General features: G+C 37.6%; 15 protein-coding genes. 7 read left to right on the top strand and 8 right to left on the bottom strand.

Annotated features, from left to right (window positions below):
• Positions 1 to 134: 134 nt before the first annotated feature.
• The 3 genes from ACWITO_RS05405 (at position 135) to ACWITO_RS05395 (ending at position 2,486) form a co-directional block, all read left to right on the top strand.
• On the top strand, positions 135 to 629 hold the full coding sequence (locus ACWITO_RS05405; protein WP_448528983.1) for a DUF7832 domain-containing protein: 495 nt from the start codon (positions 135 to 137) through the stop codon (positions 627 to 629).
• 174 nt (positions 630 to 803) lie between these two features.
• Positions 804 to 1,721 carry a WD40 repeat domain-containing protein gene (locus tag ACWITO_RS05400; RefSeq protein ID WP_448528982.1) on the top strand — a complete coding sequence of 306 codons (918 nt, stop codon included), beginning with the start codon at positions 804 to 806 and terminating at the stop codon, positions 1,719 to 1,721.
• Between the two features lie 264 nt (positions 1,722 to 1,985).
• Positions 1,986 to 2,486 carry a hypothetical protein gene (locus ACWITO_RS05395; protein WP_448528981.1) on the top strand — a complete coding sequence of 167 codons (501 nt, stop codon included), beginning with the start codon at positions 1,986 to 1,988 and terminating at the stop codon, positions 2,484 to 2,486.
• On the opposite strand, the gene ACWITO_RS05390 is transcribed toward ACWITO_RS05395, so the two are convergent.
• The 6 genes from ACWITO_RS05390 to ACWITO_RS05365 all read right to left on the bottom strand — a co-directional run bounded on the left by ACWITO_RS05390 (position 2,483) and on the right by ACWITO_RS05365 (position 9,923).
• Positions 2,483 to 4,165 carry a POTRA domain-containing protein gene (locus tag ACWITO_RS05390; RefSeq protein WP_448528980.1) on the bottom strand — a complete coding sequence of 561 codons (1,683 nt, stop codon included), beginning with the start codon at positions 4,163 to 4,165 and terminating at the stop codon, positions 2,483 to 2,485. The two genes, ACWITO_RS05395 and ACWITO_RS05390, sit on opposite strands and share 4 nt — an antisense overlap.
• A 208-nt stretch (positions 4,166 to 4,373) precedes the next feature.
• Complete coding sequence (locus ACWITO_RS05385) at positions 4,374 to 4,826, bottom strand: hypothetical protein (protein WP_448528979.1); 453 nt, start codon at positions 4,824 to 4,826, stop codon at positions 4,374 to 4,376.
• Positions 4,827 to 4,899: 73 nt separating this feature from the next.
• Positions 4,900 to 5,619, bottom strand: a complete 720-nt coding sequence (pyrH, locus tag ACWITO_RS05380) for a UMP kinase (RefSeq protein ID WP_448528978.1) — start codon at positions 5,617 to 5,619, stop codon at positions 4,900 to 4,902.
• A gap of 16 nt (positions 5,620 to 5,635) precedes the next feature.
• The gene (locus ACWITO_RS05375) at positions 5,636 to 6,079 is read right to left on the bottom strand and encodes a hypothetical protein (RefSeq protein WP_448528977.1); all 444 of its coding nucleotides are present in this window, start codon (positions 6,077 to 6,079) and stop codon (positions 5,636 to 5,638) included.
• 5 nt (positions 6,080 to 6,084) lie between these two features.
• Entirely contained in the window at positions 6,085 to 7,392 is a 1,308-nt protein-coding gene (locus tag ACWITO_RS05370; protein ID WP_448528976.1) for an AAA family ATPase, read from the bottom strand.
• Positions 7,392 to 9,923 (bottom strand): penicillin acylase family protein, encoded by a 2,532-nt coding sequence (locus tag ACWITO_RS05365; RefSeq protein ID WP_448528975.1) that lies wholly within the window; start codon positions 9,921 to 9,923, stop codon positions 7,392 to 7,394. The genes ACWITO_RS05370 and ACWITO_RS05365 overlap by 1 nt, the downstream gene beginning before the upstream one ends.
• A gap of 192 nt (positions 9,924 to 10,115) precedes the next feature.
• On the opposite strand from ACWITO_RS05365, the gene ACWITO_RS05360 reads away from it, so the two are divergent.
• Positions 10,116 to 10,763, top strand: a complete 648-nt coding sequence (locus ACWITO_RS05360; protein WP_448528974.1) for a hypothetical protein — start codon at positions 10,116 to 10,118, stop codon at positions 10,761 to 10,763.
• Positions 10,764 to 10,915: 152 nt separating this feature from the next.
• Positions 10,916 to 12,037, top strand: a complete 1,122-nt coding sequence (locus ACWITO_RS05355; protein WP_448528973.1) for an NAD(P)/FAD-dependent oxidoreductase — start codon at positions 10,916 to 10,918, stop codon at positions 12,035 to 12,037.
• A 58-nt stretch (positions 12,038 to 12,095) separates the two neighbouring features.
• Here the strand turns inward: ACWITO_RS05355 and rplS are convergent, their stop codons facing one another.
• Entirely contained in the window at positions 12,096 to 12,455 is a 360-nt protein-coding gene (gene rplS / locus ACWITO_RS05350; protein ID WP_101359459.1) for a 50S ribosomal protein L19, read from the bottom strand.
• A 77-nt stretch (positions 12,456 to 12,532) separates the two neighbouring features.
• Positions 12,533 to 13,984, bottom strand: coding sequence for a hypothetical protein (locus ACWITO_RS05345; RefSeq protein WP_448528972.1), 1,452 nt, complete (start codon positions 13,982 to 13,984; stop codon positions 12,533 to 12,535).
• Between the two features lie 127 nt (positions 13,985 to 14,111).
• On the opposite strand from ACWITO_RS05345, the gene ACWITO_RS05340 reads away from it, so the two are divergent.
• Together ACWITO_RS05340 and ACWITO_RS05335 are read left to right on the top strand one after the other, a co-directional pair.
• Positions 14,112 to 14,921 carry a PAS domain-containing protein gene (locus ACWITO_RS05340; protein ID WP_448528971.1) on the top strand — a complete coding sequence of 270 codons (810 nt, stop codon included), beginning with the start codon at positions 14,112 to 14,114 and terminating at the stop codon, positions 14,919 to 14,921.
• A gap of 45 nt (positions 14,922 to 14,966) precedes the next feature.
• On the top strand, positions 14,967 to 15,524 hold a 558-nt coding region (locus tag ACWITO_RS05335; RefSeq protein ID WP_448528970.1), incomplete at its 3' end, for a PAS domain-containing protein.

The raw sequence follows: 15,524 nt of genomic DNA, 5'->3' as shown, positions 1-15,524 counted from the left end.
TCATAAGTGTAAAAAATGAGCCTTAAAAACAGGGAGATTTGCGTTCAATTTTTCTTTTTTGCGAAAAAAATTAGAAAAATTTGATTTTTTTTCAAAAAAAATTATTAAATTTGAATTGCTAAAAAGATACACGTATGGCGGTCTTATCTCAATCCAATAAGCATAAAAATTTCATTTACGATAGAGCCAAGCATCATTTTTTAGGAAACTTTCCCAGTGTCTTGCCTATTGAGCAGGCGTATGTACATATAGGAATGTTTTTAGGCTGGATTTGCGAAAATGATTTGTACAGCGATTTCTTTGAAGAAGAAGCGGCTTTACAAATTTTGCGTTTTCGCCGTAGGCAAATCAGTTGCTCAATTCTCAGTGCTGTATGGGACGGCTATTTGGGTTCGGAGCTTTTCAATGAAGAAGGAAACGAATTTTGTCAGTATTATTACCAAAGTGGTAAATACAAAAAAGACTACGAAAGAACCCTTGCCGCCGATTTGCCTTCCATTTACCACGTAGAGGATAATTGGAAAAATTACGAAAAAATTGCCCGTAAAATTTCTGCCCGTTATAGAAAGTGGAAACAGGGCATCACGGGCGAAACAGATGCTGATGAAAACGAAGCCGATGCTTCTTAATAAACCTTCCACAGAGGAAAGAAACAAGACTTTGAACTATCAAACTCTTGAACCTTCAAACCTTCTGCATTTTTGAATGTAAATTTTACTACAAACTTATAGTCATTTTACCAAAACCTTATAGGCTTGCAAACCTATGAGGTTTTTTTGTTGTTGTAGCAAAAAAGTATTTCAATGAAAAGGCTCAATGCTCAGAAAATAAATACCCTCACGGGGCATCGCGATTGTGTGTATAGTTTGGAAAAAGGTATTAGCGACTATCATTTTTTTTCGGCTGGTGGCGATGGTCTCATCGCCATTTGGGACTTACAAAAGCCCGAAATTGGCAAGTTGGTTGCACAAGTTCCTCATTCTGTTTATGCTCTACTCAGTATTCCTCAATACGAATCCCTCATTATTGGGCAAAATATGCAAGGCTTGCATTGGATTGATATAAACCAAATGCGAGAAAAAAAAACACTTAAAACCACCTCAAATGCTATTTTTGACCTCAAACACTACGAAAACTATCTGCTCGCCGCCAATGCCGATGGCTCTGTGCAAATGATTGATATAGAAAATTGGCGTATTCAGCACACCTTTCTGGATAGTATGCTTTCTGCACGCTCTTTAGCTTTGCACCCCGAAAATAGGCATTTAGCCGTAGGTTACAGCGATTATCATATCAGAGTTTTTGATGTAAAGCAAAAAAAACGCTTGTACGAATGGCAAGCTCATAAAAATTCGGTTTTTTCGCTGATGTATAGCCCTTGTGGAAAATACCTCATCAGTGGCGGAAGAGATGCCCACCTAAAAATATGGGATATAGTCCAAAACTATACTCTCGTAGAGGATATTCCTGCCCACTTGTTTGCTATCAATCATATAGTTAGTAGCCCTTGTGGAAAGTATTTTGCTACGGGCAGTATGGATAAATCTATTAAAATCTGGGATAGTCAAACATTCAAACTGCTGAAAGTAATTGATAAAGCCCGCCACGCCGGACACGGCACTTCTATCAATAAATTGCTTTGGCACAAAGCTACTCAGTGGCTTCTGAGCGGCAGTGATGATAGAACCATCAATATTTGGCAAATTGATAATGTAACCTAAATTTTATCCCAAAATTGTGCTTATTTTAACGCCTGTAAGCATTTTAGGACAAATTCAAGATTTTTTTTAACTTTTTTGCTAATTTTTTGGTTACCTTTACAGCGGAAAAAGTATCTATGTACGAGAATAGATACTTGGTTATTCAAACACCTGTTTAACACTTTTTCATACGGAAAAAAGCCTTTCTTGTGGAAAGGCTTTTTTTACTTTGGCACAAATTTTGATGTTAGTTTGGCGTAAGTTTAACCCTTAAATCTCACAATTATGTTTCAAAAAATCCTCTCTCTTGTCGTTTTCGTTAGTATTCTTTCTGCTTGTGGCAAAAAAAGCAACAATGAGCCAAGCACAAACCCCAATAGCTTTGTGCGTTTCAAAGTCAATGGCGTATTGGTAGAAACTTCTGCTTGGAATGCAAGCTACGGCAATCTTGTAGGCTCTATGCTTACCTGCAATATCACCAGCAATATGCACCAAAACGAAAAAACTATCAACATCAATGTAAATGCCACCCAAGTAGGCGAATACGACCTCTTACTTACAGGAGCTACCAATAGCCCGAACAAGGCTTATGGTCTTTATTATCCCAAATATAGCAACACCTTTGATACTTACTCTTTCAAAAATGGCAAATTCACTATTACCGAAATAGATACGGTGCAAAAGGTTTATGCAGGAAAGTTTTATGGTACGGTAGTCAATGACTCGGGAGCAGAATTGCAAATTACTGACGGAGAGTTTCGCTCTACGAGTTTGAAACGCTTCTAAAATCTGCTTGTAAATCCGAAGTGTATTTTAGATTTAGCTACGCTCAAATTTTGAGTTTCAGATTTTCCCAAAGCATACGTTAGGTTAAATATCCCCCCTTTGGTGCGAAAGCTAATCCCCCCGCCTATGCCCAAAGGGGTTTCTTGTGAGCGATTTTGTAAAATTTGCGTTTGCAAAAAGGCTTGGTCGTAGAAAAAGAAAAAATAGGCTTCTTCTTCCCAAAAAAAGCGGTATTCCAAAGTGCCAAGCAAGTAAGCCGAGGCAAAGAAAAAATTCTGATTAAACCCTCGCAAATTGAGCAAGCCCCCCAAACGATACAATTCATTTTGCACCAAATTCGGATTAAATAACTTTGCTCCCCCCAAGCGTGCATACATACCATTTTTGCGATTAAGCATTTTGTAGTAATGAAACTGCCCTTCCAAAGCCGTTTGTAAAGAGTTGAGTTCAATATTTTGGTAAAGGCTATCGGGTAGAAAAGGAATAGGTGTAATTATTTTGTTGCCTATTTGCACCTGCCCAAAAAAGTGTAAGCCATTTTTAGGTAAAAAAAGATTGTCCGTGCTATTCCATTCGTAACCTATTCCATAGAAATTGTAGCGTGTTTCTTGGCTAAGAGGTAAAGGATTGTTGGGTTTGGGTGTAAAACCTGTTTGTGAGGTTTGCCAACCACCAAAAAACTTCAAAAAGGATTTTTCGTTCAAAAGATAGGCGAAACGAATGTTCCGATAAATATTGACAAAATTGGTATCTTCTCGTAAGAGTTTGAAATCAAATTCTCCTTGCAAGCGAGAACCCAAAAGAACGGGGTGTTTGTAAAAAACATTAAGCAACTGGTGGCGAGGTTTGGTTTGCTGAAACTCTAATTCAAGGCTTTTGGCTGAATTGAATAGGTTTCGTAAGCGAATTTGAGCTTGCCCTGTAAGCAAGAGTTGTTGCGGGGCGAGTTCATTGGGCATAAAACCAAGCACTCCGTCTATGGCATTGCTCTGCCCCTGATTGAGATAAAAAACAGGTTTCGCCTGCTGACTTTCAAAGACAATTTCAGTAGGTTTATGAAAAGTTACAAATCCTAAATTTTTGAGTAATTTTTCTGCTTTTTGAAGTTTTTGCTGGCTGTAAGGCTCATTTTTTCGGATTTGAAGGTATTTTTCTAAAAATTTACGCTTGATTTTCAAATTACCCTTCAGGCTTATTGTATCCCAAGTTACAAAAAAGCCCTTTTGCATCAATAAACTTGCCGATACCTGATTGTTTTCTATTTGCAGGCTATCTAAATACACTTGAGCAAAGGGATAGCCCTTGTTTTCGGCATTTGAAAGAATTTTTTCGGTAATTTTGCGAAACTCCTCATAATCAAAAGGCTGTTGAGAGAAATTGGCAAGATGGATTTTTTCCAAAAAAGTCTTTTCTACATTTCCCTGACGTAGCTCTTTCCAATGAATACGCTCACCCATTTGTATTTCTACAAGCAAAGTTTCATTTTGATATTGTTTTTCTCCAATACGAACATACCAAAAGCCTTTTTGCCTGATTTCTTGCAAAAAATTTTGCAAATAGCTTTCTCTTGAAACCGAATCGGGAAATTTTTCTTGATAAGAATAAGCCTGAAATGGTCGAAAATGTAGTTTTAAGACTTTTTGGGCAAATATCTTTTCTGAAAAAAGAAGCAAAAGCAAAACAAAAAAAGGAATTTGCCTCTCTATGGTTGAAAAAGAAGCAAACCCCACATTTTTATACCCAACCAAACTGCTATTCAAAATTTGTAATTGTTTAGGTCTAATTTGCAGTAAGGAAACAGGATTTTAGATAATTGCTATCAGGCAAGTTCCTAAAGTGTTGAACTTCAAAACTCCCAACGTTTTGAACGTAAATAATTAGCAAATATTACAATCCTCTACCCAGCCTATCCCAAGGCACTCGGCTCAAAACCAACACAAGAGCAATCGTATAAAAAATGAAGGCTTTTTTATGCTTTAATAAATCGGTAGAGGCTTTTTTGCTTTGTATTCTGCCCACTTGTGCCAAAATCACAGCCAGAAGCATTGTTGTCAGATGTTCTACTGCCCAATAGCGATACAAAGGGCTTTTCATTACTTCTTTCATTCCTACCGTTTGGATAGCGTTAAGTCCCATAGGGCTTAAAAAGAAGTACAAAATCAAGCCTAAAAGCAGTTGCAAGTGCATAGAACCCACAAAAGACGCTCCCAAAATATTATCTTGCTTGCTAAATGGTTGCTTACCAAGCCAACCCGCCATAGCCTTGAAAATAGCAATTACTGCCAAAATTAAAACTAACCAACGCGACCAAGAGTGCAAAAAAAGAGTAAAATTGTACATACAATACACTATTTTGGAAAAATTAAAAACTGATTTTTCTGTAAGCAATAAGATACAAGCCTTTGTTTTACAACTAATTGGCTTCCATAGCCACGAGAGTTCCCACCTCCTCGCCTTCTACGATACGCAAAAGATTTCCTTCTTGGTTCATATCAAACACAATAATCGGCAAATTGTTTTCTTTGCAAAGCGTGAAAGCTGTCATATCCATTACATTCAAGCCTTTCTGATACACCTCGTCAAAAGTAAGATTGGCATACCGAGTAGCCGTAGCATCTTTCATTGGGTCTGCGGTATAGATGCCATCTACTTTGGTGCCTTTGAGCACTACTTCGGCTTCAATTTCAATGGCACGTAAAGAAGCGGCGGAGTCGGTAGTAAAGTAAGGATTACCTGTGCCAGCGGCGAAAATCACGACACGTCCTTTTTCTAAATGGCGAATAGCTCTTCGGCGGATAAAAGGCTCACACACTTGCTCTATCCGAATGGCGGACATCAAACGAGTATAAATACCCTGCTTTTCAATAGCACTTTGCAGAGCCATTCCATTGATAACAGTAGCGAGCATTCCCATATAGTCGCCTTGTACCTTATCAATACCCGAAACATTTGCCTCCGAACCTCTGTAAATATTGCCTCCCCCTACTACAATAGCTACTTGTACGCCTTTTTCTACCACCTTTCTGATTTCTTTGGCATAACGCTCCAAAATCTGCGGATTGATAACATACTCCTGCCTATCGCCTGCAAGAGCTTCTCCACTAAGTTTCAAAAGTATTCGTTTGTATTTCATTAGAAAAAGTTTTAGGCTAATTGATTTCTCTCATTTCTTTATTTTGCCTTCGTAGGCTACCATTTAATTCTTTTAACTTTTTTTCAAATTTTACAAGTTTGGTGCTTTTGAGGTCTGTTGTATTGGTACGTGTAAGCACAATTCTTGCCTCAACGGCAAAATTTTGAAAATGGCTATGCAAAACTTCAATAGAACGCTCAATTTGGGCGATTGCTTTCAGCAAATCTGAACCTTTTAGCTCAATGAAATAAGACTTTTGTTGCGTGCAATTTAGCAATAAAAAATCACATTTTGAGTCCTTTTCATCAATCAAACAGCCATCTACACGATATTTGGTAAGTTCATCTTGCTTTTCATTTTCAAAAATAAAAGTAGTTTTAGAATTTTTATCGGTAAAAGTTACAATTTTTCGCTTTTCGGCTACGAAATCATAGCATTTTACAAAAGGCTGGCAAGACATCTTTTTTATGAATTTTCAATTTGAAATAGAAAATCAAATTCCTCATTGATAACCTGCGAAATAGCATCTAATTTTTCTTGTTGTATAAAATGAAGCTCTTTATCAAGAATATCGTTTATTTTTCCCTTTTCTACTAAACCTGCATAAATAAGCGAGTTTTCTAACCAAAATTCTTTGGAAATTTTTTCAGCCACTTTTTCCGGATTGAACTTTGCGGCTCTATGTGCCAACATTAAATTATTCAAGGATGCCAAAATATAAGGACTATGCGTTGTTATGATAACTTGCGAAGCAGTCTGATTCACTAACAACGCTATTAAATTAACAATTTCCTTTTGAGTTTCAGGGAAAAGATGTGCCTCTGGCTCTTCAATAACCACAAATACACTTTTACCTTCTAAAATTGCAAGAAATAGTAAGAGCAAAATCCATAAAATTTCTTGTTGCCCTGATGAAGCAAAATTGAGCTTGACATATTGATTTTTGCTATAAAAAATTCTCTCTCCGCCAATATCCGACTGATAACGCCCTTTTAATATTTTTTCAATGGTTGCAATGGCAAGGTCTAACCTTTTAATTTGCTCCTTTTCTAATCCATAAAACTCTTTTCTTTCCATTGAAATTTCCTGCAAGGATTTTCTGAAAAAAGGTCTAATTAGACTAATTTTTTCAAGAAAATTTCGGGTAAGAAAATCTAAATTTCGGGTTTTTATATTTTGTAATTGTTCTGATAGCACTGCTAACAGACTTCTGCCCGCAGGTATAAAGATAAGTTCTCGGCTATCCTGAAAAAGTCCTTCACAAGTCTCTAGCATTTTTTTGAAAAAATAATTTTTTTGTTCTGCCATCTCCTGCAAATCTTTGCTGGAAAGCAAGGATATGTTCCGACTATGGTATTTTTGGGCAAAACTCTGTATATCTGATGATAATTCATTAAAAAAATCTCTGAAAATTTTACTGAATTGTGGGGTTATGAATTTGTTATTTTTCTCTAAATCTATTTTTATCCATACTTCTTGGCTATAAAAGTATTGCAACTCAATATTTTCAAGATACGTACTTGCTCCGTAGTAATTGAGAAATTTTTGCCGAATGGCTCTAGCAAAACTGCCTAATGGCTTATCAAAATTATTTTTTTCAAAAGATTCTACAAAAAATTTATACAAATCGTCTTTTAGGGATTTGAAAAAGAAAATTGTTTTAGCAATGGTACTTTTACCCGTAGCTTGCGAACCTATAAAAAGCATTACATCTTTGACATCAAGGTCAATTTCTTGTAAAGGACCAAACTTTTTGATGACGATTTTTTGCATCAGTTTCTCTCCATTACAATTTTGGTCAGAATTTTTGGGTTACGGCTTTGGGTATTTTTAAGGAAAATCAACTCTTCCAGCTCGCCCAAACGCCAATTTTCTACCATATTGTCGTAGTAAAAACTGCCCGGATTGCCCGACTGCCCGCCCGGATAAATCCCATAAGCCTTAGGGGTATTTGCACCTAATAGCACTACCATACGCCACGAAGGTCCGTGGTCGCTACCAGTGGCATTTACGGTACGTTTAGAGCCTGATGTAACAAGGTTCTTGATACCCAAATTCGGGATAAGCAAATGTTTCAGTTCAAAGCCTTTGTATTTGCCCCAAGCCCAATTTTCATCATTGCCCTGATGCTTACCTTGCAATGTTTGGGTGGCTTTTTCAAAACTTTCTTGTACAAGCATTTTCAAAGTTTCTTTGATATCTTTGGTGTTTTTGTTATCAATCCAATGGGAAGCTGTATCTTTCAAAACGAGCCTAATCAGCTGGTCGGTGGCAGGATAATGTGAAATACTACCCAATTCATCAGCCCAAATGGCTTTGCGAAGTTCATCATACCATACCTCAAAACAAGTAGCTCCAAGCGATTCGGCTTTGTAGAGGTAGTCCCACTTTTTTAGGATTTGCAAAACTTTTTGTCCCTCCTTTGAAACTTTTGTGCTATCTAAAAGCAAAAACAAAGCAGGAAGCAACTCGCGAGCGTGTATGCCCAAAACATCATTTTGCAATTCTCGCATTTGTTCATATTTCACTTTCGCCCAAGAACGCAAGCGTTCATTGATACGAATAGCTCTTTCGGGCGAAACATACTCGTAACCCAAGTAATACGGATACGTGAGTGTATCGGTGATAAGTTGATTTGCAGAAGCTACATATTGCTGCTCGGGGTTAAAAACTTTGGGGTTCTGACTATAAGGAATAAACTCCTGATATTCGTAAGCGGCATTAGAACCATCTAAAACATACTTGCCTTGCCCATTCCAACGTAAAGGAATTTTGCCAATCACTTGCAAAGCAATGTTTTTATCGGCATCGGCATATGCCACTACTTGAGTAGGATAGCCAAAAGTCGTAAAGCTCTCTTGAAATTCTCTGTAATTGGTAGCTCGGTTGAGTTTGTAGAAAGCAATAATTTCGTTAGTGGTAGTGTCGTGGGCTGTCCAACGTAAAGCGTGTCTGTAAGGGACTTCCAAAGAATAGAGTTTATTCGGCTCACCTGCAACCAATTTGGCGGGGGTTTCCAAAATAATAGCCCCGTGATGTGTGTAACGAATGTACTCGGGTATTTCTTTTTCTAAACCTCTTACCTTGATAGTTTCTTTGCGTGTCATTGTTTTTTTCCAAGTACCATTGTGCCAATATTCGTCCAACTTATCGTCTTTGAAACGAATTTGGAAAAAATCGGAAGCATCGGTATAAGCATTGGTAAGCGACCAAGCAATTTTTTCATTAAAGCCTATTACAATAGTAGGCGTGCCGGGTAAAGTTACCCCATACACATTACAAGTAGGGCTAACGAGTTGCATTTCGTACCAAATGGATGGCAGTTTTAGGCTCAAATGGGGGTCTCCTGCAAGAATAGGAAAGCCTGTTTCACTTTTTTTAGCTCCAATAGCCCAATTATTGCTACCTTTTACTTTTTCGCCTGTGGCTTGGGCTTGCAATAGACTTTGCAGTTCTTTCAAATTTTGATGTAAAGCCCTACTGATGGAATCATATTTGGGCGGTCTTTGGGGTTTTTTCAATGGTTTGAAATCCAAAGGTGTTTTTTGAGGAATAACAGGCTCTATGCGAAACGGCACATTAGGGAAAAGGCTATCTATGGCTTTTTCTGAATACATTGAAGCGGCAAGGCTGTTGGCAAAATCATCAGTATAAGCAATAGAAAGGTCATAAGCCATATATTTGAGCATCAACACAGATTTCAGCGGCGACCAAGTCTCGGGAGAATAGTCTAAAATTTTGTATTCCAAAGGGAGTTGATGAGGTTTCAGCGAAGCGATATAAGCATTTACCCCATCAGCATAAGCCTGCAAAACCATTCGAGAAGTGCTATCTTTCAAATTTGCAAGGGTTCTTTCGGCTGAGTACAAAATACCCATTCGGCGTTGGGAGCGGTCAATTTCAAGGGCTTTTTCACCTAAAACTTCTGATAACCTGCCTGCGGCGAAACGTGTCAGAAAGTCCATTTGCCAGAGCCTTTCAGCGGCAATCATATAGCCTTGTGCAAAATAGAGGTCATAGTCGTTTTGAGCAAAAATATGCGGCACCAGTCGGCTATCCAACCAAATCTCTACTTTATCTTTTAGTTCTGGGGCTTGTATCTTGATATCCGTAGGACGCTTTTTGGCTTCTGCATTTTGCCAAAATCCATTGAAGGGGTCTAAAAACCTCCCCAAAGGCGGAGCTGAAGCCAATTTTTCAGGTACATAATTTTTCAAAAAAGGGATTTCTGTAAGCCTAAACTGCAAGGCTGCTGTCAGAAAAGCACTCCAAAATATGAGTAGAACTGCCCGAAAAATTTTCATTGGAAAACAAACTAAGCCTGCCGCAAATTAAAGATATTTTTTAAGAACTTGTGTGTTTTTGGTAAAGAAATTTCACGCATTCATTGTTTCAAAAGGCATTTTCGTCAAAAAAAAGACATTTATCGTAAAAAAGCATAATACGAAGCCATTTTTTTTTTACAACTTGAAGCCGTATTAAACCAACAAATTTGTATGAAAAAAATAGCACTATTTCTGTTTGCCCTTGTAACTTTATGGGCTTGCAAAAAAACCGTAGAAGGTGAAACCCGTAATTGGGAAGCTAATGTTTCCAAACTTAAAAAATTACGAGCTACTTATCCTGCTTTTGCCTCTGTATTGGACGATGAACTAAAAAGAGCCGAAGCCAAATGGAAAGAAGCCCAAGGCATTGGCAATGAAGAAGAAAAAATCAAGAAAATGTCTGATGCCAACTATACTTTTACGCAAGGATTTGTGTATGAGTTGAGCAATTTGGAAACCCGTATGGAAACAATGAAACGCAAATCACGTGAATTGATAGACCTTTCTACTTCCCCCCGTGTAGAAATAGACAAGAGAGATTTGCGTGAAATCATCCGTCTCAGCGACCAAACCAAAGAAACCATTGCCCAAGTGGAAAAAATGCTGACTCGTGGCGATAAATCTTCCGACCAAGCCTACCGACTTATCAAAGATGCCAACAGCACTTTAAGTACCGCTGAAACCAATGTTGATAACGCTTTGCGAACTTTGCAAGAGGCTCAGAATGCTAAAAAGCAAACCGATACGGCTCGTAAGAAAAAACGCCCCGAAAATGCAGACTCTACCCGCAAAGCAAACCCTAAGAAAAGACCTTCGTAATAAAAATTTCCTTTGAAGCAAAGCCAGTACGAAAGTGCTGGCTTTTATGTTTTACAACAAAACCCAATACCCTTGCATAAAATTATGACGAAATTTTCGTAATTTCGTGAAAATTTTTGTGAATATTTTGAAAATTTCATAACCACAAATATATGCTCAGCTATTGGGAAAAAGAGAGTTTCACAAAATACGATTACATTGTTGTAGGTAGTGGCTTGGTGGGCTTGTCGGTAGCGGCAAGTTTGGTAGAAAAAAAGCCAAAATCCAAAGTCCTGATTTTAGAAAAAGGTGTTTTCCCTTCGGGAGCAAGCACAAAAAATGCAGGATTTGCTTGCTTTGGCAAACCTACCGAATTGCTTGCCGATATTGAAGCAGTAGGCGAAAAAGCTATGCTGGAGCTTGTAGAAAAACGTTGGAGAGGCTTGCTGGCTTTACGAAAGCGTATTGCAGATAAAAAAATGGAATACAAACAAGCGGGCAGTTATGAAATTATTTTGGAAATATCCGAAAACTTTGAGCAAAAAGTTGAGTATCTGAATAAACTTTTAAATCCTATTTTCCAAGAAAAAGTCTTTCATATTAGCCCACAGAAGCAAATTGCTCAATTTGGCTTTAACGAAAGTCTTGCCAAAATGCTCATTTACAATGGCTTTGAAGGGCAATTACATTCAGGCAAGCTCATCAGTGCCTTGATGGAATATGTGCAGAAAAAAGGAGTAAAAATTTTGAATGGTTGTAATGTAAATCAGTTCAGAGATTTTGAAAATGGTGTAGAAGTGCTTGTTAATCAGGAAATTTCTTTTTATGCAAAAAAAGTAGCTATTTGCAACAATGGTTTTGTGGGGCAGTTTTTTTCTCATTACCCCGTAAAGCCGGGCAGAGGGCAGGTTTTGGTTACCAAACCCTTGAAAAAACTTTTGTTCAAGGGGAATTTTCATTTTGACGAAGGATTTTACTATTTTCGTAATGTAGGCAAGAACCAAATTTTATTTGGAGGAGGCAGAAATTTGGATTTTGAAGGAGAAACCTCCACCGAACTCAAAAATACACCCAAAATCATCAACAATTTAATTGAAAAGTTACAAACGCTTATTATTCCTAATCAGGATTTTGAAATAGAACAAACTTGGGCTGGTATAATGGCATTTACCCCCAATCGTAAGCCGATTGTAGAATGTTGTACCAAAAATATTGCTGTTGGTGTAGCTCTGAATGGTATGGGCGTGGCAATTGGAACTACCGTAGCTGAGGAGATAGCTCAACTGCTTTTGTAAAAAATCAAGACCTTGCGAACTTGTAGGTTCGTAAGGTCTTGACAAATGAAAGAAAATCTTATGATTGTAATTCTTTGATACGAGCCGCTTTACCTGTTTTGCCACGAAGGTAGTAAATTCTTGCTCTGCGTACCTTTCCTCTACGAATAACTTCAATTTTATCTATACTTGGTGAAAAAATTGGGAAAATACGCTCCACCCCTACACCATTTGAAACTTTACGCACCGTGAAAGTTTCGTTGATGCTGTTGGTATTTTTTCTTTGAATAACTACCCCCTGATACTGCTGAATACGCTCTTTGTTTCCTTCTTTAATTTTTACATACACATTCACAGTATCACCCGCCTTAAAATCAGGTATATCGGCACGCTTGGCAAGCACTTCGGCTTCCACAGCTTGAAGCAATGCGTTTTTCATAAATATTGCTATTTTTCTGCTTTTCTAAAATGAGGTGCAAATGTATAACAATTTCTGATAAATACCAAATTTTTTTATCAATTATTTGTATCAAAATAGATTTTTCCCAAACCTTCATCAACTCTTTTTAAGCGGATTTGCTGGATTTCTTGTAGTTCTGTTCGCATTTGCGAAAATGAATACACCAGCGTTCCGTCATTTTGAGCATTGGCTTCGCCACCCCAATCAATAATCATTCTACTCATAATTTTTTCCACTTGTGCTTGGGAAAGTTTTTCCAAACCTTCGGCTTTATTTACTTCTGCAAGAATTTCATTCGTGCTCAAATCTCTCTTAGAGCCTATCTGATAAATAACTTTCGCAATACGCTTACGGATATTATTCTCGTGCCTTTGTATTCTTTTAGGAATAAGAGCAAAATATCTAAAAATTGGTACAGCAAAGAAAATAATTGAAAACGCCAAAGGCACTACTCCCAATCCATAATAAATAATATCCGGACTTATTCCCATATCCTTGCCAAAATCTTCGTAGCCTCCTAACATCAGGAGTGCAAAAAACAAATTAAAGCCGTTCATAAAGGCTATCCAAGTATTTTTTCCTGCTGTGTTGCCTGTAAGTACATATTCAGGCTCGTACTCGTCCCAATAAAAAATAATAGGAGCATCTTCGGCTTGAGTTTGACTACGAGTAAGCTCATAAAAATCTGCATACAAAACAGCATTGGGGCTAATTTCTGCGGAGCCATTGTAGCGAGCAATGCAGTCAGTCATCAAGTTTTCGGCTTCTTCATTATTCAAGCCTGTAAGAGCCTTAAATTCTGCAAGCACCATTACACCTTTGTTTTTTCTTGCATAAGCGGCGGCTTCTTTCTGATTAGCCAGCGGTTCGGGATTCAGGCGAGGCGGTCCGAATACAAAATCATAAACTGCACTAATAAAATTTTTGTTGGCTTTTGGATTATTTTCTTTTTTAGAAAAAAGATTACTTTCTTGCGGCTTATAGGTTTTGTAAGGGTAACCGTAGCGGTCTTTTTCGTAATAAGTTGCTTCTTGGATAGTTTGCCACCTGAAAATAGTGTAAAGAATATCAATCACAAGCCTAAACAACATTCCTCCACCTCTATCCGATTTTTTATTACCTTTTCCACTGCTCGAATTTCCAATAATAACTGCCAGCAGAATGATTACAAAAATGGTAAAATACACTACCAAAGTAACCGCTATCCAGGCTTTGAAAAATATCTTGAAAGCCTTCCACAAAAAGTTCTGAAAATCTTTGAAATATTCGGCAAAAGTTTTGGCATCACGACGCGTAGGTGAAGTACCAAAATCATAAATCAAATCGCCGTTTTCTGTTACTTGCAAATGGCAAAAATATTTGCTCATTAGGGCATTAAGAGCCTCGCGAGCATATTCTATAGGCACTCCCGTAATAGCAGAAGCATCTGCTAATGTAAATTTGCCTTTTACTTTGTGCAAATTTTGTTCTAATAGTTCAATTTGTTTTTCAGTGGATATATTTTCCATAGGTTTAGCAGTTACCTTTCAAATTTACACTTTTTTTGATTTTTATCATTGAAGCGTGTGAGTTTTTTCATTTCAATCTCCGTTACAACTATATTATTTTTGTAGTGCAAATAAAACAAAAGCCACTATGGACACACCCCGCACTTCCTTACGCCCTGTAAAAGAACTATTCGAAAATATTCATCAGCCTGTACTGATTGCTAACGAATTGGATAACTTGATTTATGCCAATCCTGCGGCACTCCAATTGCTCAATGCTACTTCGGTAGATGTAAAAAATGCTCCTTTGAAAAACTTTCTTACTGCTTCTTACAAAAGAGAGGAAGGTAAAGGCATTGCCAACATAAAAAAACTTGATGACGATAAAACTATTTTGGTAGAAGCCATAGAAAGCCTTGCCGAATACGAAGGCAAAATTCATAAAATTATTTTGCTTAAAGAAATGCAAACGCAATACCAAAGTTCAGAAGAAAAAATAAAACTTTTGCTCAAAACCATTCATAAAGATATAGCCCGCAGAGAGGAAGAGATTGATAAACTTTCAGCAGAAATAGAAGCACGTACTCAAATACTCAATGCCGCCGCTATTGTTTCTGAAACTGACCAGTACGGCACTATTACTTTTGTAAATGATACCTTCTGCCGAATAGCCAAATACACGCCCCAAGAACTCATTGGAAAGCCTCATAACATTGTTCGCCACCCCGATATGCCTAAAGCCGTTTTCAAGGAAATGTGGGATACCATCAAAGCAGGGAAAATCTTTCAAGGTATCGTAAAAAACCGAGCCAAAGACGGAACGCCTTACTGGGTAATTGCTACCATTGGCGGCGTACTGGATAGCGAGGGCAAACCTTACAAATATATCGGTGTAAGAATTGATATCACCGACCTTATCAAAAGAGGTATGCAAGTAGAAAAATACTTAGCGCCTTAATACAAATATCCATTTTTTTCTTGTACCTAAACTATTTTCATTCCTATGAACGCTTTTACAACACCACAAGCGGCGAAGGATATTTTTGAAAATATCCATCAGCCTATCGTAATTACCACAGGAGAAGAGAAAATTATCTATGCGAATCCTGCGGCTCTACAACTTTTCAGTGCTACTTCGGTAGATTTGCGTAATACGTCTTTGTCGCAGTATGTAATTTTGCCCTTCAAATCTGAAACCAATACCAATGTTGTTAGTATCAAAAAGTTAGATGGGCAAAAAGTATTAGCAGAAATGATTGAAAGCACCTTTGAATATGAAAAGGGGAAATTTTACAAAGTGTTTCTTTTGAAAGAAATGCAGGCAAACTATCAAAGTACAGAAGAGAAAATGAAATTACTTTTGAAGACTATTCATAAAGATATAGCTCGTCGCGAAGAAGAGATAGATAGACTATCAGCAGAAATAGAAGCTCGCACCAATCTGCTCAATGCCGCCGCTATTGTTTCTGAAACGGATAAGTTTGGCACTATTACCTTTGTGAATGATACTTTTTGCCGCATTTCCAAATATTCTCGCGAAGAACTTATCGGCAAAGCTCAT

Source organism: Raineya sp. (assembly GCF_053497555.1).
The sequence above is the reverse complement of the archived record's forward strand: the minus strand, read 5'-3'. Positions and strand labels throughout refer to the sequence as shown.